26 protein-coding genes and 4 tRNA genes are annotated in these 26,230 nt (G+C 40.2%); 10 read left to right on the top strand and 20 right to left on the bottom strand.

Annotated features, from left to right (window positions below; translation table 11 throughout):
* Window positions 1–162 precede the first annotated feature (162 nt).
* Complete coding sequence (locus tag N745_RS0105315; RefSeq protein ID WP_024851094.1) at window positions 163–609, top strand: hypothetical protein; 447 nt, start codon at window positions 163–165, stop codon at window positions 607–609.
* 232 nt (window positions 610–841) lie between these two features.
* Here N745_RS0105315 and N745_RS0105320 read toward each other — a convergent pair whose 3' ends face one another.
* From N745_RS0105320 to dusA, 5 genes are read right to left on the bottom strand one after another with little or no spacing between them, the layout of a single operon-like run.
* The gene (locus tag N745_RS0105320; RefSeq protein ID WP_024851095.1) at window positions 842–2,068 is read right to left on the bottom strand and encodes a hypothetical protein; all 1,227 of its coding nucleotides are present in this window, start codon (window positions 2,066–2,068) and stop codon (window positions 842–844) included.
* A 22-nt stretch (window positions 2,069–2,090) separates the two neighbouring features.
* Window positions 2,091–2,453, bottom strand: a complete 363-nt coding sequence (arsC, locus tag N745_RS0105325) for an arsenate reductase (glutaredoxin) (protein WP_024851096.1) — start codon at window positions 2,451–2,453, stop codon at window positions 2,091–2,093.
* Between the two features lie 3 nt (window positions 2,454–2,456).
* Window positions 2,457–2,678, bottom strand: coding sequence for an exodeoxyribonuclease VII small subunit (gene xseB, locus N745_RS0105330; protein WP_024851097.1), 222 nt, complete (start codon window positions 2,676–2,678; stop codon window positions 2,457–2,459).
* Window positions 2,679–2,714: 36 nt separating this feature from the next.
* Entirely contained in the window at window positions 2,715–4,304 is a 1,590-nt protein-coding gene (xseA, locus tag N745_RS0105335) for an exodeoxyribonuclease VII large subunit (RefSeq protein ID WP_024851098.1), read from the bottom strand.
* Window positions 4,301–5,332 carry a tRNA dihydrouridine(20/20a) synthase DusA gene (gene dusA / locus N745_RS0105340; RefSeq protein ID WP_051453379.1) on the bottom strand — a complete coding sequence of 344 codons (1,032 nt, stop codon included), beginning with the start codon at window positions 5,330–5,332 and terminating at the stop codon, window positions 4,301–4,303. Before dusA ends, xseA begins: the two co-directional genes overlap by 4 nt.
* A gap of 180 nt (window positions 5,333–5,512) precedes the next feature.
* Between dusA and N745_RS0105345 the strand changes: the two genes are divergently transcribed.
* The gene (locus tag N745_RS0105345) at window positions 5,513–7,690 is read left to right on the top strand and encodes a RelA/SpoT family protein (protein ID WP_024851100.1); all 2,178 of its coding nucleotides are present in this window, start codon (window positions 5,513–5,515) and stop codon (window positions 7,688–7,690) included.
* 72 nt (window positions 7,691–7,762) lie between these two features.
* Here N745_RS0105345 and pgl read toward each other — a convergent pair whose 3' ends face one another.
* From pgl to N745_RS0105390, 9 genes are all read right to left on the bottom strand, one after another.
* Window positions 7,763–8,482 (bottom strand): 6-phosphogluconolactonase, encoded by a 720-nt coding sequence (pgl, locus tag N745_RS0105350; RefSeq protein ID WP_024851101.1) that lies wholly within the window; start codon window positions 8,480–8,482, stop codon window positions 7,763–7,765.
* Between the two features lie 29 nt (window positions 8,483–8,511).
* Window positions 8,512–9,999, bottom strand: coding sequence for a glucose-6-phosphate dehydrogenase (gene zwf, locus N745_RS0105355; protein ID WP_024851102.1), 1,488 nt, complete (start codon window positions 9,997–9,999; stop codon window positions 8,512–8,514).
* A gap of 3 nt (window positions 10,000–10,002) precedes the next feature.
* On the bottom strand, window positions 10,003–11,451 hold the full coding sequence (gene gnd, locus N745_RS0105360; RefSeq protein ID WP_024851103.1) for a decarboxylating NADP(+)-dependent phosphogluconate dehydrogenase: 1,449 nt from the start codon (window positions 11,449–11,451) through the stop codon (window positions 10,003–10,005).
* 233 nt (window positions 11,452–11,684) lie between these two features.
* Window positions 11,685–11,760, bottom strand: a tRNA-Glu gene (locus tag N745_RS0105365).
* Window positions 11,761–11,859: 99 nt separating this feature from the next.
* Window positions 11,860–11,934, bottom strand: a tRNA-Gly gene (locus N745_RS0105370).
* 4 nt (window positions 11,935–11,938) lie between these two features.
* Window positions 11,939–12,014: transfer RNA gene (locus N745_RS0105375), tRNA-Glu, on the bottom strand.
* A 67-nt stretch (window positions 12,015–12,081) separates the two neighbouring features.
* Window positions 12,082–12,157 (bottom strand) — tRNA-Ala (locus N745_RS0105380).
* Window positions 12,158–12,391: 234 nt separating this feature from the next.
* Window positions 12,392–13,804: a glutamate--tRNA ligase gene (gltX, locus tag N745_RS0105385; RefSeq protein ID WP_024851104.1), complete on the bottom strand. Its 1,413-nt coding sequence runs from the start codon at window positions 13,802–13,804 to the stop codon at window positions 12,392–12,394.
* Window positions 13,805–13,888: 84 nt separating this feature from the next.
* Complete coding sequence (locus tag N745_RS0105390) at window positions 13,889–14,902, bottom strand: SLAC1 family transporter (protein WP_024851105.1); 1,014 nt, start codon at window positions 14,900–14,902, stop codon at window positions 13,889–13,891.
* Between the two features lie 179 nt (window positions 14,903–15,081).
* Here N745_RS0105390 and N745_RS0105395 point away from each other — a divergent pair, with 179 nt between their 5' ends.
* The 3 genes from N745_RS0105395 to N745_RS0105405 are packed head-to-tail and all read left to right on the top strand — an operon-like array spanning window position 15,082 to window position 18,152.
* Window positions 15,082–16,110 carry an SLAC1 anion channel family protein gene (locus N745_RS0105395; RefSeq protein WP_024851106.1) on the top strand — a complete coding sequence of 343 codons (1,029 nt, stop codon included), beginning with the start codon at window positions 15,082–15,084 and terminating at the stop codon, window positions 16,108–16,110.
* Between the two features lie 6 nt (window positions 16,111–16,116).
* Complete coding sequence (locus tag N745_RS0105400) at window positions 16,117–17,922, top strand: M61 family metallopeptidase (protein WP_024851107.1); 1,806 nt, start codon at window positions 16,117–16,119, stop codon at window positions 17,920–17,922.
* Window positions 17,907–18,152, top strand: coding sequence for a SlyX family protein (locus N745_RS0105405; protein ID WP_024851108.1), 246 nt, complete (start codon window positions 17,907–17,909; stop codon window positions 18,150–18,152). Before N745_RS0105400 ends, N745_RS0105405 begins: the two co-directional genes overlap by 16 nt.
* Window positions 18,153–18,161: 9 nt before the next feature.
* Here the strand turns inward: N745_RS0105405 and N745_RS0105410 are convergent, their stop codons facing one another.
* The 6 genes from N745_RS0105410 to N745_RS0105435 form a co-directional block, all read right to left on the bottom strand.
* A complete protein-coding gene (locus N745_RS0105410) occupies window positions 18,162–19,070 on the bottom strand; it encodes a bile acid:sodium symporter family protein (protein ID WP_024851109.1) in 909 nt (302 codons plus the stop codon).
* 52 nt (window positions 19,071–19,122) lie between these two features.
* Window positions 19,123–19,836 carry a hypothetical protein gene (locus tag N745_RS0105415; protein WP_024851110.1) on the bottom strand — a complete coding sequence of 238 codons (714 nt, stop codon included), beginning with the start codon at window positions 19,834–19,836 and terminating at the stop codon, window positions 19,123–19,125.
* Between the two features lie 72 nt (window positions 19,837–19,908).
* The gene (gene rluB / locus N745_RS0105420; protein WP_024851111.1) at window positions 19,909–20,844 is read right to left on the bottom strand and encodes a 23S rRNA pseudouridine(2605) synthase RluB; all 936 of its coding nucleotides are present in this window, start codon (window positions 20,842–20,844) and stop codon (window positions 19,909–19,911) included.
* On the bottom strand, window positions 20,845–21,498 hold the full coding sequence (locus N745_RS0105425) for a site-2 protease family protein (protein ID WP_024851112.1): 654 nt from the start codon (window positions 21,496–21,498) through the stop codon (window positions 20,845–20,847).
* 46 nt (window positions 21,499–21,544) lie between these two features.
* Complete coding sequence (locus N745_RS0105430; protein WP_024851113.1) at window positions 21,545–22,168, bottom strand: L-threonylcarbamoyladenylate synthase; 624 nt, start codon at window positions 22,166–22,168, stop codon at window positions 21,545–21,547.
* An 87-nt stretch (window positions 22,169–22,255) separates the two neighbouring features.
* The gene (locus N745_RS0105435) at window positions 22,256–23,098 is read right to left on the bottom strand and encodes a PHP domain-containing protein (RefSeq protein WP_024851114.1); all 843 of its coding nucleotides are present in this window, start codon (window positions 23,096–23,098) and stop codon (window positions 22,256–22,258) included.
* 152 nt (window positions 23,099–23,250) lie between these two features.
* Here N745_RS0105435 and N745_RS0105440 point away from each other — a divergent pair, with 152 nt between their 5' ends.
* The 5 genes from N745_RS0105440 (at window position 23,251) to N745_RS0105460 (ending at window position 26,229) form a co-directional block, all read left to right on the top strand.
* On the top strand, window positions 23,251–23,910 hold the full coding sequence (locus N745_RS0105440; protein WP_024851115.1) for a septation protein A: 660 nt from the start codon (window positions 23,251–23,253) through the stop codon (window positions 23,908–23,910).
* A 26-nt stretch (window positions 23,911–23,936) separates the two neighbouring features.
* On the top strand, window positions 23,937–24,236 hold the full coding sequence (locus N745_RS0105445; protein ID WP_024851116.1) for a YciI family protein: 300 nt from the start codon (window positions 23,937–23,939) through the stop codon (window positions 24,234–24,236).
* A 57-nt stretch (window positions 24,237–24,293) separates the two neighbouring features.
* Complete coding sequence (lexA, locus tag N745_RS0105450; protein ID WP_024851117.1) at window positions 24,294–24,755, top strand: transcriptional repressor LexA; 462 nt, start codon at window positions 24,294–24,296, stop codon at window positions 24,753–24,755.
* Window positions 24,752–25,288, top strand: a complete 537-nt coding sequence (locus N745_RS0105455; protein WP_024851118.1) for an asparaginase domain-containing protein — start codon at window positions 24,752–24,754, stop codon at window positions 25,286–25,288. The genes lexA and N745_RS0105455 overlap by 4 nt, the downstream gene beginning before the upstream one ends.
* Before the next feature lie 62 nt (window positions 25,289–25,350).
* Entirely contained in the window at window positions 25,351–26,229 is an 879-nt protein-coding gene (locus N745_RS0105460) for a DMT family transporter (RefSeq protein WP_024851119.1), read from the top strand.
* The last annotated feature ends 1 nt before the right edge of the window (window position 26,230 follow it).

The following is a 26,230-nucleotide window of genomic DNA, read 5'->3' on the forward strand; positions in this document are numbered from 1 at the left end:
TGAAACCTGAAATTCGCTTTTAAATCTTATTTAACACTATAATAATCGAAAATCCTTAAAATCGGTATGTTTCTTGTTAGAGTTTTTTGCATATAATGTGACACAGAAACACTACTATGTAATGTGAAATAAAGAAGATAATGGAATAACTGGAGGGTTATCGTGTCAATTAAAGAAGATGCAATAAAGCTTGTTGAACAGCTTCCTGAAAAAGCTACCTGGAATGATTTAGTTAAGAGCTTGATTCGTGAAAGAAAAGTTACTCTAGGACTAACGGATATTGAAGTTGTTCAAGATCACTTAACAGAAGAAGAATTATCAGCGGTTATTGCAAGGCTTGAATCTGCGAGCTCAGCTCATGATGACATGAGAAACACCCGTAAATACAATCCAGATAATGCACTAACAACTAGCTGGATAATGGTTTCGCTAGCGCCATTATTATTTATTTCTATTTTGATTGCACCGGCAGCTTATTTATTGTCTGCACTGGGTATTGTTTTTGGTTTCAAGGCCTGTATGTCAAAAGTAAAAGGTGCATGGCTACCAACAGTTGTTGGTGTTATTGAGCTAATCTTGTTTGTGGCATTGCCTTCGAGTGTAGGCTAACTAACTTGTCATAATGACAAACCCAGCCTGGTAGATTTCGTCAGGCACTTAAGAAGCGGCAATAAGCTGCTTTTTTATTGTCTGTAGATTTTGTTGAAACTATATTTAACTTCGCATAATGTATATTATGTTAAATTGGATAAAATTCATACAAAGTGTCCTTTAAAATATAGAATCCAGAAATTATTATTCTGGAGAATTTTTTCAGGAAGTTTAAAGGTTGTTGGTTTAGTTAATCATCTGCTTGTGCAGACTGATCATTACGAAAGTAATTTCTAAATGCGTTTTCCAAATGCAATTGGTAGTCCAATGAAATGTGTCCTTTCTGAAAAGGTTCATCAGGTTTAAGGTTTCTGAAGTAATGCATTTTTTCAGCTTCAGTTTTTCCCTTTGGAATTTTCGCTAAGGGTTTTGGCCATTGAGCCATACTATGACAACCTAAACATGAAAACCCGTAAAAATCTAATGGGCCGTTAAGACGACTACCGTAACCAAGACGTCGTCGCGCATAGTCCGGGATTTTACCCATAATGACACTTTCTTTTAGTTTGGTACCGTTTTTCACCATAGTTGGCGTAATGGTTGGGTCATTTCCCCATTGAACACCCAAAGGTACCATTTTGTCCCAAATGCCGTTTTTACCTTGTTTGGCATTGCTGTCATAGACAAATGCCCCCATAATCCAACTTGTTGTGCTGTCAGCACGTTTATCTCTTATTGAGAAATCGATTTGTACTAATCTAACAGGTAAAACTTTTTTAGGACTTTTACGGTCAATTGTTTCATTAATATTCGCCAGCACTGTTGGTGCACCTTTCATGAAAGGTAATTGTTTATCTGTGCCAGTTATAAAAACAAACTTCGCTATAAAACTTCCTTCAGGAAATTCAGTTTTGGTTAGGTCTGGCTCGCCTACCTTTAAGCCTGTTTTGCCCTTATGGCACCATATTTGGCCAATCTGATATGCGGCGTAATTGTTGTAAAAACTCAGCTCCCACTTTTGCTGAGGTTTCGATTGTGTAGGGGCTAGCTCGTAGGGCTTTGTGTCTGCATTTCTATTAAGCCCCCTCACCCCTTCTCTAGCGCGTCTTCCCATTGTTACCCACGGCATGTGGTACCAGTGATGCACTTTATTTTGCCCTGGGCGCCAATCAGCTTCTTTCATGCCCGCAAAAATATAAGCTTTTATCTTATTAAGGTAGGCTTGAGGATCACTTTTAAAGTTCCAGTTTTCCCAAGGTTTAGATGTATTTGGAAACTCTTTGGGATAATGATCGCTGAGCTGAAACAGCTGTCCTTGGTAGTTACTGCTTATTGTGTCTTGATAGCTAGGAAAGCCGCAGTTATCGCCCGTTTTGTTTGCTGCATCTGCAGCAGAAATGCTGAGAATACTTATGCTTATACCTAAACAAAAGCTGAATTTCTTAGATATTTGAGATGATAAAAGTGAATAAGGCATGAAGTAACTTATATAAGGTAATTTAACTGAGATTATTCAACAATGCTTCTACATTCTCAGGTGGGCGACCAATGACAAAGTTTTTGTCAATTTGCACAATAGGTCGCTCTATCAGCTTGGGATTGCTATGTAATATTTCAAGCCATTCTTTACGGGATTTCTGATCGTCAACTGACAACCCTAAATCTTTAAACAACTGCTCTTTAGTGCGAATAATTTGCTGAGGTTCAATGCCCAATCCCGTACAAATACCATCAATTTTTTCAACGCTAAGCGGTGTTTTTTGATAATCCACAACATCTATTTCGATATTGTGATTTTCTAGAATTTGTAGTGTCTGTCGGCTTTTAGAACATCTAGGGTTGTGATAAATGGTGGCTTTCATTTTTTATGCGTCTTCGTCAGTATCTTCAACTTTATCTAAACGTTTATTCAACGCGGTTTCTACAGCTTCAATACGAGACTGGCAAAGTGTATAAGCCCTAGTCGCCTCATCAACCATTGGCACCAATTCGTCAATATCAACATTGTCTGACTGAGATAGCTTTTGCGCTATTTCTTGAAGTTTTTCATAGTTTTTCTGGTAACTATTTTCTGTAGTTTGAGCCATCTTTTAACTCCGTTTGTTTAAGACCTTGGTAAAGGTTTATTTCACATCTTTTAAAACTGTAACATCAACTGAGCCATCTGAAAATTGAACCTCAAAGGCGTCTTGTGTCAGTGCTTGCTTTTTAGTTGTAATAGGTTTGTGGTCAGTTTTGCTTTTAGCCATAGCAAAACCTCGGTTTAATTGTGTTTTAGGCCCGGAACTTAAAATAAATGCAATCAGCTGTTGGGTTGTTTGTTTAGCAGAATCAAGTATTTTGACAGGGCGATTATTTAGTACTTCTCTATATTGTGACAAGGCTTGCTTTTGTAACTGTACTTGGTTGCTAGCTTGATGAAAAATGGCGTCCACACATTGTTCTAGTAAGTGTTGCTGTTGATTCAAAGTACGCATGCTTTGCTGCTGAATATGCATTATTAGAGGCGTTAAGTTTTGTTTATTTAAATGCAGAAGCTGCAGGCTTTTAGTTTGAATGCGAGACTCCATTTCATTTAGCTGCTGCTTTTGTCTTTGAACAAACAATTGGCTCGCCTTTTCAATAAACAACCAGTTTTGCTTAGCTGTTTGAGCTGCCGTGAAAATGGTGCGTTGCAATGCGGCTATCACTTTACTGGGCGTATCAAATCTCACAGCACTCACCTCATCCAATAAAGTGTTGTCACGCTCATGCCCTATCCCTGTTAGTACGGGTAGCTCCATATTGGCCACTGCTTTAGCCAGTTCGTAGTTATTTAAATACTGTAAATCAAGTTTTGCACCGCCACCTCGGATAATAATGAGTGCATCAAAATGATTCGACTGGTGTAATGCTAAAAACGCATCAAAAGCCCCCAGCATTTCTTTCTCGACATTATCCCCCTGAAAGGTGGAATAAAAATATTTAAACTCACAAAGTTTACTCTTAACCAGCAAATCAGCATCCGCTCGAAAGTCTCCTAAACCGGCAGCTGAAGGCGGTGCAATGACCGCGACACGGTAAAAGTCTTTAGGCATGGAATAGAACTTGTTTTTATCGTAAAGCTTTTCAGTAATTAACTGCTTACGTACTGCTTGAAGCGAGGCTTCCAGTTCGCCGAGTGTAAAACTTGGATCGATATCTTGAATGACTAAAGAAAATCCAAATTTTTCATGAAAGGTGGGCTCGACCATCAAAAGAACTTTTTGCCCTGCTGCCAGTTTAGAGCCTGTTTCAGACTCAAACTTAGTCAACAAGCGTTCTGCTTGACTCTGCCAAATCATTGCACGGCAGCTCGCTAGCTGAATATTGTCTTCTGTGTTTTCGGTCAATTCAAAATACCAGTGCCCTCTTCTTTCATTGATGTTGGCGACTTCCGCCATTATCCAAACTGCACCGGTAAACTGTTTACGAATAGCCGTTTGCACTTGTTGCATTAACTGACTAAGCGGAATTCCTTTTTCTTTTTCATTGGAAGAGGTAGCGCTATTGCTACCGGGTAATACAATTTGTTGAGGCGAATTATCGTTATCTTGAGGTAACCAACGCTCAAATGGTGTGAGGTCAGTTTCCAAGTCACCTGGAACATACCATTTCTTCTCAACAGGGTTCCAACGAGCCCCTACTGATTTTGCTAAATCTTTTTCTGCGAAAGGTACTTCCAGCAAAATCATGAAGCTTGCTCCATTCGATAAATTTCATCATTTACCTTTTGCAAAGCTGTTTCTACCACTTCAAGTCCAGCACCTTCTTTAAAGGCATTTTCAGAAAGATAACGTCGCCATAGACGACCACCAGGCATACCGTGGAATAAACCCAAAATATGGCGTGATACTTGATGTAATTTACCACCGTCTTGCAAATGAGATTCTATATAAGGATAAAGAGATTCAAGGACTTGTTGTCTGCTTGGTATAGGAGCATTATCTTGATAATAGAGGTTATCGACACTCGACAACAAATAAGGATTTTCATAAGCAGCACGCCCTAGCATCACACCGTCTAAAGCTGGTAGGTCCTGCTCATTCTTAAGAAAATCTAATCCAGATTCTGGCGTGGCGATGCCGCCATTGATGGCAATCGAAAAGTCTGGAAACGTTTGTTTGATACGTCTGACCCAGTCATATCTCAATGGAGGCACTTCACGGTTTTCTTTAGGTGAAAGTCCTTGCAGCCAAGCGTTTCGTGCATGGAGGATAACACCATTTCCACCAGCTTCAATAATGCCGCCAACGAAATCAACTAGCTTATTGAAATCCTCGTTGTCATCCAGTCCGATTCTGGATTTAACGGTGACAGGAATAGAAACCTTTTGCTTCATAGCATCCACCCCTTCAGAAACTATCTTGGGATGATCCATTAAACAAGCACCAATCATGTTGTTTTGAACTCTGTCTGATGGACAACCAACATTTAAGTTGATTTCGTTGTAGCCCCACTCTTCGCCAAGCTTTGCGCAGTGCGCTAATTCAAGGGCATCGGCTCCGCCAAGTTGCAACACTACAGGTTCATCAAATTCGTGACCCAAAAAGCGTGGCAGATTGTTTCCGTAAATAATCGCACCGGTTGTAACCATTTCACTGTACAACCATGCATGACGTGTTAACTTTCGATGAAACACTCTACAATGTCTGTCGGTCCAATCCAGCATGGGGGCTACTGAAAAACCATGTGCGCTATTTTTGTATTCAATTAATGACATTTTTTAAAGGTTCTTGTCTCGTAAAATAGAAGCGGTCATAGCACCGCATTATCGCATTTTCTAATTTCAAATACAGTTTTTCACTGCGATTATTCTGGTTTCCTGAGTATAAATAAGTAAACTACACGGTTATACGAAATAAATACAAAAATAACTCTAGAGAAGAGCAATACGACAGCAATGACAACTCATGAACTCTATCAGCAGGTTTTTCATAAAAAAATCGAAACCACAGATGAAGATACGCTAGGCCTAAAAGCCTGTGAACTCGCAATAGAGGCTTATAACTCAACGTCAAACAGCATTGTTAGAAGTGCTGAAGTTGCCATTGTTTTGGCCGAATTAAAACTGGATAGAGACACACTAATAGCGACGCTTTTGAGTGATGGAAACCTCGAGCCAGCCTATTCATTAGACAAGCTTAAATCTATCTTCTCCAGCAACATCATTCAGATGGTTAAAGAGATTAGACGATTAAATGCCATTAAAGATTTTAGCGTAGCATCCGCAACTAATGAAGTTCAAACTGAACGCCTAAGGCAGATGCTGTTGGCGATGACCTCAGATATTCGCATTATGATTGTTAAGTTGGCTTATCGAGTGGTTCGTCTACGAAATTTAAAAAACGAAGCAGATCATGTTAAGCAACAGATTTCTAATGAAACGCAATTGATTTTTGCACCGCTAGCTAATCGTTTAGGTATTGCTCAACTTAAGTGGGAACTGGAAGACCTTTCGTTTCGTTACCTACAGCCGGATGTTTACAAGTCCATCGCACAACAGCTTGATTCAAAGCGTGCGGGTCGAGAAGCATTTATTAATAATGTTATTGATACCTTAAAAAACATGTTTGACGATAAAGCCATGGATTTTAAGATTTCGGGTCGCCCTAAACACATCTATAGCATCTGGAAAAAGATGACTAAGAAAAATCTGCCGATTGATGAGCTTTACGACCTTCGTGCCGTTCGTATTTATGTAGATACTATAGAGCAATGCTATGAAGTATTGGGGATGATCCATAGTCGCTGGAACTATATTAAAGATGAGTTTGATGACTATATTGCAACCCCTAAAGAGAATGGGTATCAATCAATTCATACAGTCATAATCGGCGCCGAAAATAAAACGGTTGAGATTCAAATTCGTACATATGAAATGCACCGACATGCTGAATATGGGGTGGCGGCACATTGGCGTTACAAAGAAGGTGGTAAAAAGCTCGATGCAAGGCTTGAACAAAGCATTAATCTTGTTCGTCAAATGCTTGAGTACAATGACAACCCGGATCTATTGAATGAAATCAGTACAGAGCTTCTTTCAGAGCATATTTATGCAATGACGCCTACTGATGAGATTATTACCCTGAGCAAAGGATCAACAGCACTAGACTTTGCCTACTATATTCATACTGAATTAGGGCATCGTTGCCGTGGTGCCAAGGTCAATGGTCGAATAGTACCGCTCACCTATCAACTCAAAACAGGTGATAAAGTTGAAGTTCTAACGGTTAAATCAGGTGAACCCAGCCGTAACTGGCTAAATCCCAACTTAGGTTATTTGGGAAGCAGCCGTTCTAGAACCAAAGTTCGTCACTGGTTTAACCATCAAAACAAAGAAGCCAACCGAGATGCTGGTGAAGCCATATTCAATAAAGAAGTGCGTCGACTACATGCGCACGAGATTAAACTCGAGCAATTAGTTAAGTATTTCAAATGTGAAACTACGGCTGAATTCTATGAAGCATTAGGTAAAGGTCAAATCAATGACCGTCAGCTAAATAGCGCTATTCAGAAACAAGTTAAGCCACAGCAACCACGAGTAGCGCCACAGGATCCTGACAAAACCAAAGTTACCGATTCCATTCATTTAACGGATAACTTAAATGAACCAGCAAGAGCCTATGTCGTAGGTTCACCACAGTTAAAAACACAGCTTGCCCCCTGCTGCCACCCGACCGAAAATAATGAAATCATCGGTTATGTCACACGAGGCAGAGGGATTACGGTTCATAAAAAAGACTGTAACAACATTCTTAACCTAAGCTATGAAGAGCAAAAACGATTAATTACCGTTTCGTGGACAAGACATCAAACAGAGTTAGTTGAAACCTATGAAGCTGAATTGAGTGTGCTGTGTTTTGACCGTAAGGGCTTGTTGCGTGACATTATGACGCTTTTAGCTATGCAGGACATCAATATTATTAAATCTGATACTCAATCCGATAAGACTGATGGTACGGTTACCATGCAGTTTGTTATAGAGCTGGATTCACATACAAGTGCAGGTAATTTGCTCGATCAGCTTGAACAAGTTGATAATGTTGAGAGCGCATCGATAAACTTAAATAAACAATAAAAATCTGCCAGGCTGGGTAAGAGGAATTATGTCAATAATTCAACAACTTAAAGAAAAATATTAAAAGCTAACTTAAGCCAGACCAGTGTTGTCTGATAAAACATCAGAACTTAAATAAGTTAGAGTTTTCTTCAAACCATAAACATTGGCAACAGGAAGGTTTTCCCCTTTTAACCACTGTTGCACTGCATCGTGTTTAGATTTTCCAGTAATAAGCTTAATAACGGCTTGGCTATTACAGAGTGTTTCAAAAGACAAGCTTAAGCGTTCGCTTGGGGGTTTTGGTGATTGATACTCTAAAACTGTATATTGGTTTTCAATATAAAAATGCCCTGGAAACAAACTGGCAGTATGGCCATCCTCTCCCATCCCAAGTAAACATAAGTCAAAACATTCACCTGATGAAAACAAGCTTTCAACCACCATGTTGTATTCCTTAGCAGAAGCCTCTAACCCTAGCTCCGTGGACATAAAGTGAATTTGTGTTTGAGGAATAGAGGTTTGCTTTGATAGCCAGTGGGTTTGCAAAGCAACGCTATTTCGTTCAGAGTGATCTGCGGGGTAACAACGTTCATCCCCCATATAGAGATGCCAGTTTTGCCAGTCGGATTTTTGTGTCGCCAACAATTCATAACAGCGGTTTGGCGTACTACCGCCTGCTGTTACCAGGTGAAAACTTCCTTTTTCCGAAATGGCTTTATCAGCAGTTTGAAGAATATGGGTTGTAACAGCTTGTGCAACATCCTCTGCTGTTTGCAGTTCAATCCAATTTTCGGGAAGCGTCCTGTTCATTTTTGTCTCAATAACCCTAAACCATGATACTACTGATTTGCACACTCAGGGTTGATATGCAAACGCCAGCCTTGGTCCGGTTGGTCAAAAAGTTTTTCTGCCCCTTTTGGCCCCCAAGAACCAGACGCATAGGTATCAATATAACTAGTGTCCGATGCCCATACTTCAAGAACGGGATCCACCACTTTCCAAGCAGCTTTCACTTCATCATAGCGAAGGAAAAGAGAGCGATCCCCTTTTATGACATCTAGTAATAATTCTTCGTAAGCATCAATGGAATCAGCATCATCAAGCTTCATTGCGGCATCAAGGCTAATCTGCTGAGTATTAATTTCCAACCCAGGTTCCTTGGCGGTCATCTCTATTTTGATGGACTCCCTTGGCTGAATACCAAACACAATCCAGTTTGGGTCCATTTTCTTAACTTGAGACTCTCTGAAAAACTGCTTCGGTGGATGTTTAAAACAAATAGATACCAAAGTCTTGGATGCAGCCATGTTTTTTCCGGTTTGAATGTAGAAAGGCACGCCTGCCCAGCGCCAATTGTCGATATAAAGTTTAAGCGCAGCATAGGTTTCAGTCACACTGTCTTCTGCGACATCCGGTTCTTCAAGATAGCTTGGCACCTGTTTATCATTAACCTTTCCTGCAGCATATTGGGCACGGTAAGCTTGTGACTTAACATTGTTTTTTGAAATCAATCGGATTGATTTTAGTAGTTTAACTTTTTCATCACGCAGTTCTTCAGCATCCATTGATGCAGGTGGCTCCATAGCAACCAAGGCCAACAACTGCAATAAGTGGCTTTGAATCATATCTCGCATAGCGCCACTTGTATCGTAATAACCGGCACGACTTCCAATAGGCCGGTCTTCTGCATGGGTAATCTGAATATGATCGATGTAATTGCGATTCCAAAGCGGTTCCATTAAAAGGTTGGCAAAACGGAATACCATGATATTTTGTACCATTCCTTTACCTAAGTAATGGTCAATGCGATAGGTTTGCGATTCATCTAAATATTTATTTAATTCCAATTGCAATGCTTTTGCACTAGATGAATCATAGCCAAACGGCTTTTCAAGAACAACACGACGCCATCCTTTAGATTCATCCAGCATGCCAGCTTTATTAAGGTTTCTAACGACTTTGGCAAAGTGATCAGGGCCTAGAGATAAATAAAATGCTATGTTGGAAGGCATGTTTTCTGCACAGAGCAAATCAGACAGTTGATGGTAAGAGTCTATTTGGTCAGCATCCATTGCAAAGTACTGCATCCGTTTGGCAAACCGCTCAAAAACATCAGTTTTCAAACCCCCTCGCGCTTTTGGAGACACAGCCTCTTTAATAATGGCTAACCACTCTTCCTGTGAGTATTTCTTTCGCCCTAGTGTGATTAGACGCATTCCGTCTGTTAAACGATTCATTTCATCTAGGTGATAAAAAGCAGGCATTAATTTGGTTAGTGATAAGTTACCTGTTGCGCCAAATACGACAAATGTACAATCTTGCGGCATCAATTAAACCTCATAAGTTGTTGAGCTGACATTTCCGCCAGATTTGATCCAGTCTGTATGAAAGAACTCACCGCGGGCTTTATCGACACGCTCATAGGTATGTGCGCCGAAATAATCTCTTTGTGCTTGTAACAAGTTAGCAGGCAAGGTTTCGCTGCGATAGCCATCAAAGAATGCCAATGCGGAGCTTAATGCTGGCGTTGGTATTTGGTTTTGAATACCAAAAATAATTGCCTGGCGCCAGTTGGCTTCAGCCCCTTTAATGGCTGATTCAAAGAAGTCGGCATGAAGCAGGTTTTGCAAATCGGGTTGCTTATCGTAAGCGGCTTTAATTTCACCTAAAAACTTACTGCGAATAATACAGCCACCACGCCACATAAGAGCAATACCACCATAATTAAGCTCCCAGCCAAACTCATTAGCAGCTTCTGACATCAGCATGTAGCCTTGAGTGTAGGAAATAATTTTCGAGGCATAAAGTGCATCATGAATTGCTGCTAAGGCTTCTTGTTTGTCTACAGTCAAATTACTTTTTTGTTTAGGGAATATTTTCGCTGCAGTCTGTCTTTCTGTTTTGAATGACGATAAACAGCGACTATAGACAGATTCGGTAATTAAGGTCAATGGAATACCAAGATCAAGTGAACTGATACCAGTCCATTTTCCGGTACCCTTTTGCCCTGCAGCGTCCAGGATCTTATCAACCAAAGGTTCACCATCGGTATCTTTAAAAGAAAGAATGTTAGCTGTAATTTCAATTAAATAGGAATCAAGAACCCCTTGGTTCCATTCTGCAAAAATTTTCTGACATTCATCTGCGGTTAAACCGAGACCTTCACGCATAAGTTGGTAGGCTTCAGTAATTAATTGCATATCACCATACTCAATGCCGTTATGAACCATTTTTACATAATGTCCAGCACCACCTTGCCCTACCCAGTCACAACAAGCTTCCCCATGGCTTTTAGCGGCTATGTCTTGAAAAATAGGTTTAACAGCTGCCCATGCACTAGGATTGCCTCCAGGCATAATTGATGGTCCAGAGCGAGCGCCTTCTTCTCCACCTGATACCCCTGTTCCAATAAACAAAATGCCTTTTTCAGCTAAAGATTTTGTTCTGCGGTCAGAATCAGTATAAAGAGAGTTACCGCCATCAATAATAATGTCGCCTTTATCAAGAAGTGGAAGCAGAAGGTCAATAAAGTGGTCTACGACCTCGCCTGCTTTAACCATTAACATGATTTTTCTAGGTGCACTTAAGCTTTCAACAAGCTCTTCCAAAGAGTAGGCACCAATAATCGGACGCGCTTCAACACGCTGCTGTAAAAAGGTTTCTGTTTTGTCGGCAGAACGATTGTAAACTGTCACGCGATATCCGTGATCAGCCATATTTAAAACAAGGTTTTGTCCCATCACAGCCAAACCAATTAAGCCGATATCCGATTTTGCCATAGCCACTCCTTAGTGAAATACATTTTTATAGTATTGAACGCCATTTCAATCAGCGTACTTTAAAAACGTAAATTGAATGTGAAATAAATTTTAAGAAAAGAAACTATAAGAGTCGCACGACGGTGTGCTGCTTTGGATTTAGTTTATCAGGAAAAACTTGTCCGAGAAAGACAAAAAAATAAGATATAAAAAAACCCACTACAAAATAAATTGTAGCAGGTTCTTTCAGAAAGTGGCGTCCCGTAGGGGAGTCGAACCCCTGTTACCGCCGTGAAAGGGCGGTGTCCTAGGCCTCTAGACGAACGGGACAAAAGTGAGCGTCCGCTCAAGTACTTGTATTTCAACAAGCGATAAATTGAAAGGTTTTGTGTACGGACCTAGACGTACCCTATTCAATCTACCTAAAAATGGAGCGGGAAACGAGGATCGAACTCGCGACCCCAACCTTGGCAAGGTTGTGCTCTACCGCTGAGCTATTCCCGCATAGTGGCGTCCCGTAGGGGAGTCGAACCCCTGTTACCGCCGTGAAAGGGCGGTGTCCTAGGCCTCTAGACGAACGGGACACTTTGAAAACTGTCATACAAACTATGACGCGATTATGGCCTAGTATAATCGGTTATCAGTTAAAATTGGTGGAGCTAAGCGGGATCGAACCGCTGACCTCAACACTGCCAGTGTTGCGCTCTCCCAGCTGAGCTATAGCCCCATGTTTCCACTCTATCGATAAGATTGTGAAGTCTTAGTCAGGAGCCATGTAACTGATAGGCGCGTATTATAAAGATATGCCGCCTTGGGTCAAGGCATTTTTTCATAAAACGGTAAATATTTTTTTAACAATCAATATTTACTAAACGCTAACATTATCTACCCAAAAAACAAACGGACAAACTTGATATCAAGTTGTCCGTTTATTCTTAATAAAAACAATCTAGTAGGTTGTTCAGGCGTTTTTAATGCGTTCTTGAATATACTCAATGGCCATAGAAATTCTATCCAAACAACGTTGTTGACCAATCAATTCAGCAGTGCCATCAATAGAAGGTGACTGCCCTCCTCCAGTAATTGCAACACGTAAAGGCATGCCTACTTTACCCATACCGATTTCTAATTCATCAGCGGCTTCCTGAATGGCATGGTGAATCGCTTCTTTACTCCAGTCTGACAAAGCTGCAAATTTTTCCTGAACTTTTTGCAATGGTTCTTCAGCAACCCCTCGTAAATGCTTTTTCGCTGCGCCTTCTTCAAAAGATTTAAAATCTTGATAAAAATAAACCGCACCATCTGCCATCTCGATAAGAGTTTTAGCACGCTCACGAAGTAAGTCCGCAACTAAAGCCAGATCAGGTCCTTGTGTGGCATCAAGATCTTTTGCTTGCATAAATGGCGCTAAGTTTTTAACTAGGTTTTCAATATCAGTATTTTGAATATGCTGTTGGTTAATCCACAGCAATTTTTCAGTATTGAATGTTGATGGTGCAGAATTGACTGTTTCTAAATCGAAATGCTCAATCATTTCTTGAATCGAAAAAATTTCTTGATCCTTATAAGACCACCCTAGACGTACCAAATAATTCAATAAAGCTTCAGGTAAGAAACCTTCTTCTTTGTACTGTAAAACAGAAACCGCACCATGACGTTTTGATAAACGGCTTCCATCAGGGCCTAGAACCATCGGGATATGTGCAAACTTGGGTAAAGATGCACCCAATGCATGGTAAAGATTGATTTGTCTTGGTGTGTTGTTTAGGTGGTCATCCCCTCTAATAACATGAGTGACCTTCATATCCCAGTCATCCACAACAACCGTTAAGTTATAAGTTGGTGTGCCATCAGAACGCGCAATAATTAGGTCATCCAGTTCTTTATTGGAAACGGTTACTTTGCCCTTCACGATATCGTCAATCACTACATCACCATCTAATGGGTTTTTAAAGCGAATAACTGGCTTAACACCTTCTGGTGGTGTACCTGTAAAGTTACGATAACGACCGTCATAACGTGGTTTCTCACCGCGTTCACGTTGTTGTTCACGCATATCGTCCAGTTCTTCTGATGTCGCATAACAATAGTAAGCCAAGTCGTTATCCATCAATTGTTGGATAACGGCTTTATAACGATCAAATCTTTGCGTTTGATAATAAGGCCCTTCTGTATGCTCAAGACCTAGCCATTCCATGCCTTCCATAATGGCATCAACAGACTCTTGAGTAGAGCGTTCAAGATCCGTATCTTCGATTCGTAAAATAAAGTCGCCGCCCTTTTGCTTGGCGTATAACCAAGAATAAAGTGCTGTTCTAACACCACCTATATGTAAATAACCTGTTGGACTGGGTGCAAAGCGAGTTTTTACCACGAAATTCTCCTAAAAAATGAGTCTGAAAGTGCGCTTATTATAAAGCATCTTAACGGCTGGGTGATGACACATCGTCACTCAAAATTATTCTTCAACAACGGTTCTGGTCAATAGAGTTCGAACCATGTGATATAGCAAAATACAGGACAATACGATATTGGTTACCATCACAACAAAAGCCAAGCTTAATATCAATGGATTATTCGTTAAATGATAGATGACCTGTAAAGACACGTCATATGATGCAAGCGGATAAATAAAGGCCCAACCAATCATCGTTAAGCGAATTTTGCGAAAAAACCTTTGCATCAAAAACCACATTCCAAAAAAGAAAGTCGCAAAACTGAATAACACCCACGTCACGGCAGACATTTGCGTTGCATGAGACAAGAGCGCATAAGCAATTAAGCCCAATGATGGCGGCGAAAGAACAATAAATAAACTAGGTCGTAAAGTATCTTGAATGCTTACCTCAAAAATCAGCCTATAAAACAAAATAAAGACGAAGGTAAACCATAAAAATAAACTGACCGAAAAGTAAAACCAAAGAAACTCGTCATAGATCTTGGGGAGATAAAAATCACCAACAATCACGACCATAAAGTTACCAGACAATAAAATAAAGAAAGTTGGCCGGATATCTTGTAGTTTTAGATTGTTGTCATGAAGCCAACGTGTCAGTATTTCGATATTAAAATAGGTGTGAGTAATAACGATCATGCCAAAGACAGCTAACCACCCCACCTCCTTTTGGCTAAAATCCTCAAGTGAGAGTAATAAGAGCAAGGCCGTTAAAGTCAAAATAGGGAAATCAAGCAGGCTTATTGAATTTTGCCACTGTAATTTTAGGAATTGGCGCCCTTCTGTTTTTAGTAACTTAACCAAAGAAAATATTGCCATTATGGCAAGAAGAGTCCACGCAAACTGCAAAACCCATGAGCTAAAATCATCTGGTAAAGCCGAAATTTTTTCAAAATGGTGTGCTTCGATACCTAACCCAAGCAGACCCATTGGCATTGAGAAGTAACTTACAGGCAGTTTAAAAAAATCTTGTTTTTCAAACATGAGGCTTTTTTGCATTTGTCTTTGTTGTTCCATATATTAGCCATAAAATGAATAGCTTATTTTAAGAATAGTTCATTATAGAAAGTGAAAGGTTCATTTGTTAGAAAACGACCTTAGTAAAGTTATTAACTTTCCAATCAAGTCATTATAATAGCCATTAGTTTATCAATCTCTTTCATATATTGAGTTCTTTATTGGCACACGAGGGTACTATGACAGATCAGCAAACACCTGCAGCAGACAACACACCAAATCGCATGGCATTCTTCCCTATTACTTTATTTGGTGCCATTATGGGCTATGCGGGTTTAACCATCGGTTTCAACAATGCACATAACATTTTAGAAATGTCGTCTAAAATTGGGCTCATTTTGACAGTGCTAACGACTTTTTTCTTTATTTTAATTGCTTTAGCTTACGGCTTTAAATTATTGAAATACAAGAACGCTGTTACTAAAGAAATCAATCACCCCATTGCCGTTAACTTCTTTCCTGCTGTCAGCATCAGTCTAATGCTAATGTCTATCTTATATAAAGATATTAGCCCGATTTTATCTGAAGGCATGTTTTATATCGGTGCCATTGCACAACTTTTGCTGACTTTTTATGTGGTTCAATCATGGATTTTGCACGAAAAGTGGCAAATAAACCAAATGACACCAGCTTGGTTTATCCCTATTGTGGGGAATATTGTTGCACCACTTCCTGCTATGCTGTTTGGTTATCATGAAATTGCTTGGTTCTATTTTAGTATCGGGTTGATTTTCTGGCTAGTGCTCTTAGCAATTGTTATGTATCGCTTGTTCTTTCACCCACCAATGTTAAAAATGCTTGAGCCAACGTTATTTATTTTGATAGCACCACCTGCCATGGGTTTTTTATCCTACTTAGCTCTTCAACAAGGTCAGCCAATTGATAATTTTGGTCGCGTGCTTTACTACACAGGCTTGTTTTTTACTTTACTCATGTTTTCACAAGCTTGGCGTTTTATTAAAGTCCCTTTTTCACTGTCTTGGTGGGCCTACACCTTCCCTATTTCTGCCATAGCTAACGCCAGCTTTATGATGTATGAACAGTTACATATGAACGCATTCGGTTTCTTTGCGGCTTTCTTTTTGTCTGTACTGTCCGCTTTGGTTTTGCATTTAACGTTAAAAACATTCGTTGCAATTAAAAATAAAAAACTTTGCGTGCCACCGCCAGCAGAACCTAAGCCTGAAGTAGAAGCCTCACAAAGATAATATTAAATGACCATACATTACACAGTTACCCTTCAGAATGCTCATGCCCATTTAATCGATGTTCGCTTGCGTATCAATAACATTAAAGAATCCACCTTAAATCTAAGTTTGCCAAATTGGATCCCTGGCAGTTACTTAATTAGAGACTTTGCTAAAAACCTAATCGGTATGGAAGCACAGGATAAACAAGGGACATTCTTAGCTATTGCGCCGCTAGACAAATCTCACTGGCAGATTTCCAGTGAAAGCCCCCTTGAATCGGTTGAAATAACTTATCAGGTTTATGCTTGGGACTTGTCTGTACGTACTGCACACTTTGATCAAACTCACGCGTTTTTTAATGGCACATCTATCTTTTTAAAAATTGATAACTTTCTGGATACGCCTTATCAAGTATCCTTACCAAAAACCGATGTCACAGAACGACATGGCTGGAAAGTGGCTACAACTATGCCTAGTACAGACATAGATTCTTCAGGTTTTGGAGAGTATCAAGCCGAAAATTATCGCGATTTAATTGAATACCCAATTGAAGTCAGCGATTTCACTTCTATCGAATTTGTTGCCAATAATATTCCACACCGTGTTGCTTTTACCGGAAATTTTGAAAGACAGAAGCTGGATAAATCACAACTTATCAAAGACTTAATTGCCATTTGTGAGACCGAGTTAAACTTATTTGGCGAGCCTTATCCGTTTGAGGAATATCTATTTCAAGTAATGGTAACTGACAATGGTTATGGTGGGTTGGAACATACCAATTCTACTGCCCTTTTGTGCTCTAGAAGTGATTTACCTTATACCACTGACGATAAACGAACTGATGGCTACATACAGTTTTTGGAACTTTGCGCCCATGAGCACTTTCATAGTTGGAATGTTAAACGTATTCAGCCGGATGTTTATCAAAAATCTGACCTTTCGCAACCTGTTTATACCAACCAGCTTTGGTGGTTTGAAGGTATTACGTCCTACTTTGACGGTTTGTTTTTGAATATGGCAGGCTTAGTTGATTCTGAAACCTACTTGAAGCGTCTAGCAAAAGAAATGACACGTGTATATCGTATGCCCGGGCGCTTTAATCAATCTGTTGCTGAGTCCAGCCTAATGACTTGGACTAAGTTTTATCAACAAGATGAAAATGCTCCTAATGCAATTATCAGTTACTACTCCAAAGGTAGCTTAATTGGTTTGGGACTTGATCTATTGATTCGACAACAAACTGATAATCAAAAAGAGTTGGTTGAAGTTTTAAAAGCACTTTGGCAAAGAAACGGTGTGACTCGTATAGGTTTACAAGAAGGCGAAATAGAACAAGTTTGCTCTGAAGTTTCAGGCATAGATTTAACCGAATTTTTCCAACAATATCTGTTTGGCACTGAAGATCTGCCTTTTGAATCCTTATTTACCCCGTTTGGCGTTGACTTCACTTTGCGTCCAGCTACCGGCATAAAAGACACCGGCGGTGCAACAGAGGAAACTAACTTCCCAGTACAACTAGGTGCCAACCTACAAACAACAGAGCATCAAACTGTTCGAGTAACTCATGTTTGGAATGACCAACCGCTTTATTCTGCTGGCGTTAGTGCTTCTGATGAAATTATCGCACTTAACGGTTATAAGATGTCATCCGTAGAGACACTAGAGAACTTTTTGAAAGGATGTGAACTTGGAGAAAAACTTACTTGCCACTACTTTAGACGTGACGAGTTAATGCAGGCAGAAATTCATCTTAACACGCTCATTTCAGATCGTGTCGTACTGGAAAAAAACAATCAATATCAGGATGCTTTACCATGGCTAACGAACTAGAACCTCGTGTTTCCGAGTTGGAAGAAAAGATTCTTCATCTGGAAATTCACCAAGCCTATCAAGATGAAACCGCCGATCAGTTAAATCATCTGGTGGCAAAGCAGCAACAAGACATTAACGAGCTCAAGCACCAATTAAAAGTACTCTCAGAATTTTTAAGAAACATGAAATCTGAAGCGGGCAGTCAAATTAAACTACCAAGCGAAGAAACGCCTCCACCCCATTATTAAACGATTCTTTTAGTCTTTATCTGGTCGCCAAACTGCGGCCAGCATAGAGCCGGATAAATTGTGCCAAATGCTGAATAAAGCACCCGGCAAAGCACTCAATGGACTAAAGTATTTCAGTGCTAAAGCAACGCTCAAACCTGAGTTTTGCATCCCTACTTCGATAGCAACCGTTCTACATGTTTGCTTGTCATACCCCAGTAAACGCGTCAAACTATAACCAGACACCAGACCAATGGCATTGTGAAGTATGACTGCTGCAATAACAGCTAGGCCCACTGTGGTTATTTTGTCGTGATTCAATGCGACCACAATAGCAATAATCAACACAATTGCTGCCATTGAAATTAAAGGTAAATACGGCTGCACAGTTAGAAGCTTTTCTTTAAGAAAATGCATCACCAGCATGCCGAAAGTAACTGGCAAAAGCACGATCATAACTAGGCTTGATAGCATTTGACCTATCGGCACGACAATCATCTGGTTTAAATAGAGCCAAGTCAAAAGAGGCATTAAACCCACAGCTAAAAGTGTCGCAACGAGCGTCATACTAATTGATAAGGCAACGCGCCCACCAATCAAATACACAATCACATTAGATGCCGTTCCACCAGCCGTGGTACCAACAAGCATCATTCCTATTGTTAATTCTGGAGAAAACCCCATTGTCTTGGAAATGATAAATGCAGCTAGAGGCATGACTACAAACTGAATGCCAACACCCAACATGACTAAACGTTTCTCAGACAAAACACGCTGAAAATCCTGCCAATGAAGTGTTAAGCCCATGCTGAACATAATGAGCGCTAATAAAGATGTGATCCACGGCTTTAAAGCAACAAAATCGGCAGGCTGTTGATATGCCCAAAATCCTGCTAAAAAAACCCAAAGTGGAAAAAATCTAGTTAATAATCCGAGCATAGTTGAATTGTGACCTTACCCAGCCTGGTAGATTTTTAATAAGTGAAAGTGTTTAAACAACCTGTGAAATAAATGCAGATGCCAAACCGATAAGGCCGCCAAATACACCACCCCAAACGACTAACCAGCCCAAGTGTTCTTTAATGATTTGCTGAACCATCTGTTTAACGAGTTGTGGTGTAAGCTCTGCCAAACGCGATTCAATAATAGATTCAACTTGTTGACGAATTTCAGCAATGACGCTAGGTTGATCGATTTCCGTTTGAAGTAACGCCGTAAATTCTTCTTTTTGTGTTATTTCAATTAACGCTTCTTTCATATTGATAATAAAAGGATTTTTTAATGGCGTTAGCGCATCAGCGCCACCAAACATACCCAGCATACTACCAAAACTGGAATGCATAATGACATCGACCAATTTGTCGAATGCCGGTGTCAAATCAACTTGTTCAATAACCGGTGCTAATTTTAATTGAGGAGACTTGGTTTCGGCTTGAACGAAACGGTCAATGTTTTCTTGTGTAAAAAACTGCTCCATCATTAAGTTTTTGATAGCAGATTTAAATTCCTCGAATTGGTTAGGGATTACACCTGAACCAACCAAACCGGGTACACGCTCAAACAACATGTAAATTGCCAACCAATTCGTTAAAGCACCGGATAACGCAAAAGCCCCCATCATCATTATCCAATGATTTTGGAAAGCGATACCTACTAAAACAATAATTAGACTGATGACATTCGTCAGTAAGTTTTTATCTAACATAATCGTAACTTTATTTAATAACTTAAAATCTGCCAGGCTGGGGTATACACTCCCCTTTACTTCAATTAAAGCTTAGTCTCTCCGGCGCCCTTTGTACGGACTTGAAGATGTGCGTTTAGATTGAGGTCGATCACCTGTAGGCTTTCTCGAACTCTTGTCACTTCTAGGACTCTTCTCTTGAGCTTTAGGTGTTAAATCCGGTCTTGGCTCTGCTGATAAATCAACACTTTTTAACAACTGATTAACTTGCTTCCAGGTTAAAGGTTCCGTCTTGCCGCGACGTAAGTTTCTAGGCAGACTAAATTCACCATAGCGCGTACGAATCAAACGGCTTACTTTTACACCTTGAGATTCCCACATACGTCGAACTTCGCGGTTTTTACCTTCTTTAAGAACAACACGATACCATTGATTAACAGAGTCTTCTTCTTGCATTTGCAGACGATCAACTTTATCGAATTTAGCCACACCATCTTCTAGTTTGACGCCTTTTTTCAAAGTTTTAATGATCTCATCTGTTACTTCACCAAATACTCTGACCGAATACTCACGTTCAATTTCATAGGACGGATGCATCATGCGATTAGCCAACTCACCGTTGTTGGTAAAAATGAGTAAACCAGATGTGTTTAAATCAAGACGACCTATACTCACCCAACGACCATTAATAATGCGTGGCAAGTGTAAATAAACCGTGTCTCTTCCTTTTTCATCTTTGCGAGAGCAAACTTGACCTTCAGGCTTGTTATACAGAATAACTTGAGTAGCCTGCTTAGCAAGACGCGTTTCTTTTACTGCCTGGTCTCTGACTTTAATATTGTCATCAGGCATTGCTCTGTCACCCAAAGTGGCTACTTTGTTATTAACCTTAACCAAGCCAGATTCAATGAGGCGCTCAACTTCTCTTCGCGAACCAAAACCAGCACGAGCCAGAATCTTTTGTAGTTTTTCACCAGATGGGTTAGCTGTAGGTTGTGAAGGTGAGGATTTATTCGAAGTTTTATTCATTTAAGCTAAGCCAACCATTTGATAAATTAATTGCTGAAATGCTTGATAAGGTCCGGCGATAATTGGACCAAGGAAGCCAAGCAACATTAAACCTAATAGGATAAAGAAACCATAAGGTTCTATTCGATTATAAGTATAGGCCAGTCGAGGCGATAAGAATGCTGACAACACTCGACTACCATCCAGAGGTGGAATTGGAATCAAGTTTAGCACCATTAGCACCAGGTTGATAGCAACACCGGCCGCACCGGTATAAGCCATAAACTGACCGATACCTGGTTGAGTGTCCAACCCATAACCAATACGGGCGATTATCGCCCAGAAAATTGCCATGACCAAGTTTGATACAGGGCCCGCTACCGCAACCCAAGCCATATCTCGGCGAGGGTTTTTAAAGTTCCCCGGGTTCACAGGAACGGCTTTTGCCCAACCAAAAATAAAGCCTCCCATCACTAGTAGCGCAATAGGCACAATAATCGTTCCTATCGGGTCGATATGCTTAAGCGGATTGGCTGTAAGGCGCCCTTGAAGTTGGGCTGTTCTATCACCGAACTTCATCGCAACCCATCCGTGTGCCACTTCATGCAGCGTAATTGCAAAAATAACGGGGATCGACCAAACCGCAATTTTTTGCATAATCGTTAATTCATCCATTCGGAATCCTTTTTAGTTGAGTGTCATGAATATATGACACAAACTTTTATTCGTTAAACTCACCTTGGCCTTGACGAATCAATTGAGGGACATCTTCGGTAAGATCAATAACAGTTGTTGGCTCAAAGCCACTAAATCCGCCATCAAGTACCGCATCCAAAACATGCGCTAGCTGTTCTTGTATAAACCAACCATCAGTCATCGGCAGTTCTTCATCAGGTAATATCAGTGATACAGAAATCAACGGCTTGTCGAAATATTCTAGCAAGTGATTCGTGACAATGTTTGGAGTAACCCTTAAACCTATGGTTTTCTTTTTTGGTACTTGCAATCGTCTAGGAACTTCTCGGCTGGCTGGTAGAATAAAAGTATAAGGTCCTGGTAAATGCGATTTAAGGTAACGAAACTGAATATTTCCAACTTTAGCATACTCAGATAAGTTACTAAGATCCTTGCACATTAAAGTAAATGGATGCTTTTCATCAAGACGTCTTATTGCACGAATACGGTCCGCCCCGTCTTTGTTATCAAGCAAACAACCCAATGCATAACCCGATTCTGTCGGATAGGCGATAACGCCATTTCGATTAAGAATCTCGACGACGTGTTTTAGTTGCCGCTCTTGAGGATTATCAGGATGAACTGAAATGTATTGAGAGTCTTTTCGCACAGCTTCTACCAGTGATATTTAGATGCTGCGTATTATATGAAAAACCGACGTGAAATGTGCAGAACTATTGAGATAGATTTGAGTTGGTTACACAGTTTGTTTAAAGTGATTCCAAACAGGATCAACACCCTCAGGCATTTGAGATAACCAGCCCAAACCACGCCATGTATGTTCAGGTTTATGAAAGTCACTTCCCAATGACGCATAAAGGTTAAAACGTTTTGCGCGTTCAGCCATGCCAATTTGTTCTGAGCAAACTCTCGGCTGATTCACCACTTCAATCGCTTCTCCACCTGCATCCTTAAAAGTTTCAATCATTTTATTTAGCTTGTTTGCACTCATCTTATAGATGTGAGGATGTGCAATAACCGCAATTCCACCTGCGCTAACAATCCAATCAACAACTTCCGTAATATCAGGCCAATTAACAGGTACATACAAAGAGCGCCCTTGCTTCAAAAAACGATCAAATGCTTTTTGTTGGTCTGGAACAATACCTTTTTCAATTAATGCTTGCGCAAAATGGTTGCGCCCAATCATCCCTGACTCTAATTTTGGCAATATTGAAGTCAATAAACTTGGAAAACGTTTTTGCGCTTTAATATCCATTTCAAATGCTCTTAACCAGCGTTTGATTCTGTTAATTTTTAAACCAGACTGCAGCTTTTGGTTTTCTACATCTACATCCAGCCCAACTACATGAATGGTATGCCCTTGCCATTGGCAAGAAATTTCAGTACCAGAAATTAGATTAATACCTCGCTTCTCCGCAAAAGGTTGTGCGAGCTCGTAGCCCAAAGTTGTATCGTGGTCCGTAATGGCTAAATGCGTAATCTGCTGTTCTGCGGCCAGATCAATTAATGCCTCCGGAGACAATGTTCCGTCTGAAATATGAGTGTGGCAATGAAAGTCTGCTTTAAAATCAGTCATGAGTGCTTAGGCTTTGTTTATTAGGGTTTAGGGTACTTAATCGTCAAGTTTCCACTTTATCTAAAGCATTTTAACTTTATTTAGTGGGGTAACCCAGATAAAATGCCAGAACTATAAAAAACTAACTCTAACGAGACGCCTTACCAACTCTTATGAAACTATTATTCGATTTTTTTCCTATCCTTCTATTTTTTATCGCATTTAAGCTGTTTGGCATTTATGTCGCCACCGCCGTTGCGATTGCCGCTTCTGTGCTTCAAGTAGCCTATGTGTACCTAAAAAACAAACGCATTGAAAATATGCATTTAGTTACCTTGGCATTGATCGTTATCCTAGGGGGTGCCACGCTTATTTTTCATGATGAAACTTTCATTAAATGGAAGCCTTCAATTGTTAACTGGGGGTTTGCGCTTGCATTCTTAGGTAGCCATTTCATAGGTAAAAAACCAATCGTCCGTCGATTGATGGATCAAGCTCTCTATTTACCTGATAAAGTCTGGAATCGACTAAGTTATATGTGGGTAGTCTTTTTCATCCTCTCTGGTATTGCCAATATTTATGTTGCCTATCATTACGATACGGACACTTGGGTCAACTTCAAATTATTCGGTCTCATGGGGCTTACACTAGCGTTTATCTTGGTTCAGGGGCTTTATATTTCCAGATATATTCAAGATGACAAAGTGACCAATGAGGTAAATGAAAAAGCGATGGAAGCCCTTGCTGATGTAGAGATGGATTCTGTTGTCGTTGCGCCTCACTCATCAGAAAATAAAGATGACCAAAAAACAACTTCAACCGATACAAAATAAATATTTACGATTAGGAATACTACCCTATGTATTACTCAATTTTTGCTTATGACGTTCCAAATAGCCTACCCTTGCGTGCATCAGCACGACCAGACCACATTGCCCGATTAAAAGCGCTTTCAGAAAGCGGTCGACTACTTGTTGCGGGCCCTAACCCTGCTATTGACACTGAAGAACCTGGTGAAGCTGGTTTTACAGGCAGTTTGATTGTTGCAGAATTCGATTCTTTGGACGCTGCACAAACATGGGCAAATGCTGATCCTTACCTTGCGGCAGGCGTTTATGAGAAGGTTGACGTCAAGCCTTTTAAAAAAGTGTTACCTTAATCAACTCTAATCGTTAGAATAGAAGACTATTGGGCAAACGAGAACCTGAGGTGTGCAATGTCGAATGTGGCTTATCTGATTCCAAAACGTAATCAAAAACTTCAACTGGCTGAAGTAGCCCCCCTTGAAATGGTTGATGTAGATTTCGTAAAAATTCCATTACTTGGTTGGACATCAGCCGGACAGCCTATTCAAATGGAAATGGATTACGACACCGTCTCCGTTCCCACAACCATGGTTAAAAAAGAAACTTTTGCATTGCGTGTAAAAGGAAATTCGATGATTGAAGAAAACATCGAAGATGGTGATATCGTTATTATTGAACGCCGCTCTACAGCTGAAAATGGTGAATCCGTTGTTGTTCGTATCAACAATGAAGAAGTGACCATGAAAAAGTTCTATATCGAAAAGAACGGTATACGTTTGCAGCCTGCTAACAGCGAAATGGAACCTATCTACATCACTAACGAACAAATTGAAATTTTAGGTATTGTAACGGGAATCCTTCGGCAGCCATGAATGAACAGCCTCCCTCATCCATTGCAACAAATAATGAAAGCTTACTGCTACTGGTAACGGGTGGCACGCTAGATAAAAACTACGATGCGATTTCTGGCGAGCTTAACTTTTCAACTACTCACCTTCCCCAAATTCTATCTCAGGCTAACATCACCCTTGATTTGTCTATTGAGACGTTAATGCTAAAAGACAGTCTTGAAATGACGCAGACTGATCGTGAATACATTGCGGAAACCTGTGTCAAAGCTGCCCAAACTCGCATTCTGATTACGCATGGTACAGATACCATGACAGAAACAGCCGATTATTTAAGCTCTATTGGCCAACTATCGGGAAAAACGCTTGTTCTTACCGGCGCTATGAGACCTTTTATGCTGGGGGATTCTGATGCCAGCTTTAACCTTGGCGCTGCAATCATGGCTGCCAACTTATCTTCAAATGGTGTCTATATCGTAATGAACGGTATGCGCTTTGATGCCAACAATGTTCGCAAAAACAAATTGCTTGGTGAGTTCGAACGACTTCGACGCTAAACAAAACACGAGCACTTTTCAACTCCCCTTATTCACCCCTTAAAAGACTTAACGACCCGAGCATGAATGTATCTATCGCCTATTTTTTAGTAATCCTTATTTGGTCTACAACACCTCTAGCTATCCAGTGGAGCGGACATCAAGACTGGTTTTTTGGTATTGCGGCACGGATTCTAATCAGTGCTATTATCGTGATTCCATTGGTTTTTATTTTTGGTAAAGCAAAGTTTTCCTTAAAACCCTCTGCTCTAAAAGTGTATGCAGCGGCTAGCTTGGGCATGCTGGGGGGGATGACGCCTATTTATTATGCGGCGCAAACCATGCCTTCTGGCTGGATTTCTATTATTTTTGGTCTAACGCCTATTCTAATGGGCATATTTTCTTATTTTTTATTGAAAAACTTTACTTTAACTTCAAACAAGATTTTAGGCATTATTATCAGCTTTGCAGGCCTGATTGTTATCTTCAGTCCACATTTGAACTGGCAGTCATCGTTGGCATTACAGGGTTTATTGTTTGCTTTATTGGGAACTAGCTTTCATTCTCTAAGCACGGTCTTAGTGAAGCGTTTAAATCATGAAGTGCCTCATTCGCATGTTGTTGCAGGAACGGTATGGATAAGTGCGGTAGTTTATACATTATTTCATCCAAGCTACATTATGGAATTTCCAGGAATGGATATCAAAGCGCTCGGTGCTATCTTTTATTTAGGCAGTATCGGTTCAGTATTTGGCTTTATTCTTTATTACTATATTTTGAAGCGCTTGGATGCGGTGAGAATAGGTCTTATCACACTGATTACCCCCATAGTGGCGGTATTATTAGGGCACTTCTTAAATAATGAACCATTGGATGCGATTATATTGCTGGGCGTTTTATTGGTTATCTCTGGATTGGTGGTTTACGAGTTCGGCCATAAAATTCGCAAACCAAAACATTGAT

Origin of the sequence: Hydrogenovibrio kuenenii DSM 12350, assembly GCF_000526715.1 — a bacterium.
Lineage (GTDB): Bacteria > Pseudomonadota > Gammaproteobacteria > Thiomicrospirales > Thiomicrospiraceae > Hydrogenovibrio > Hydrogenovibrio kuenenii.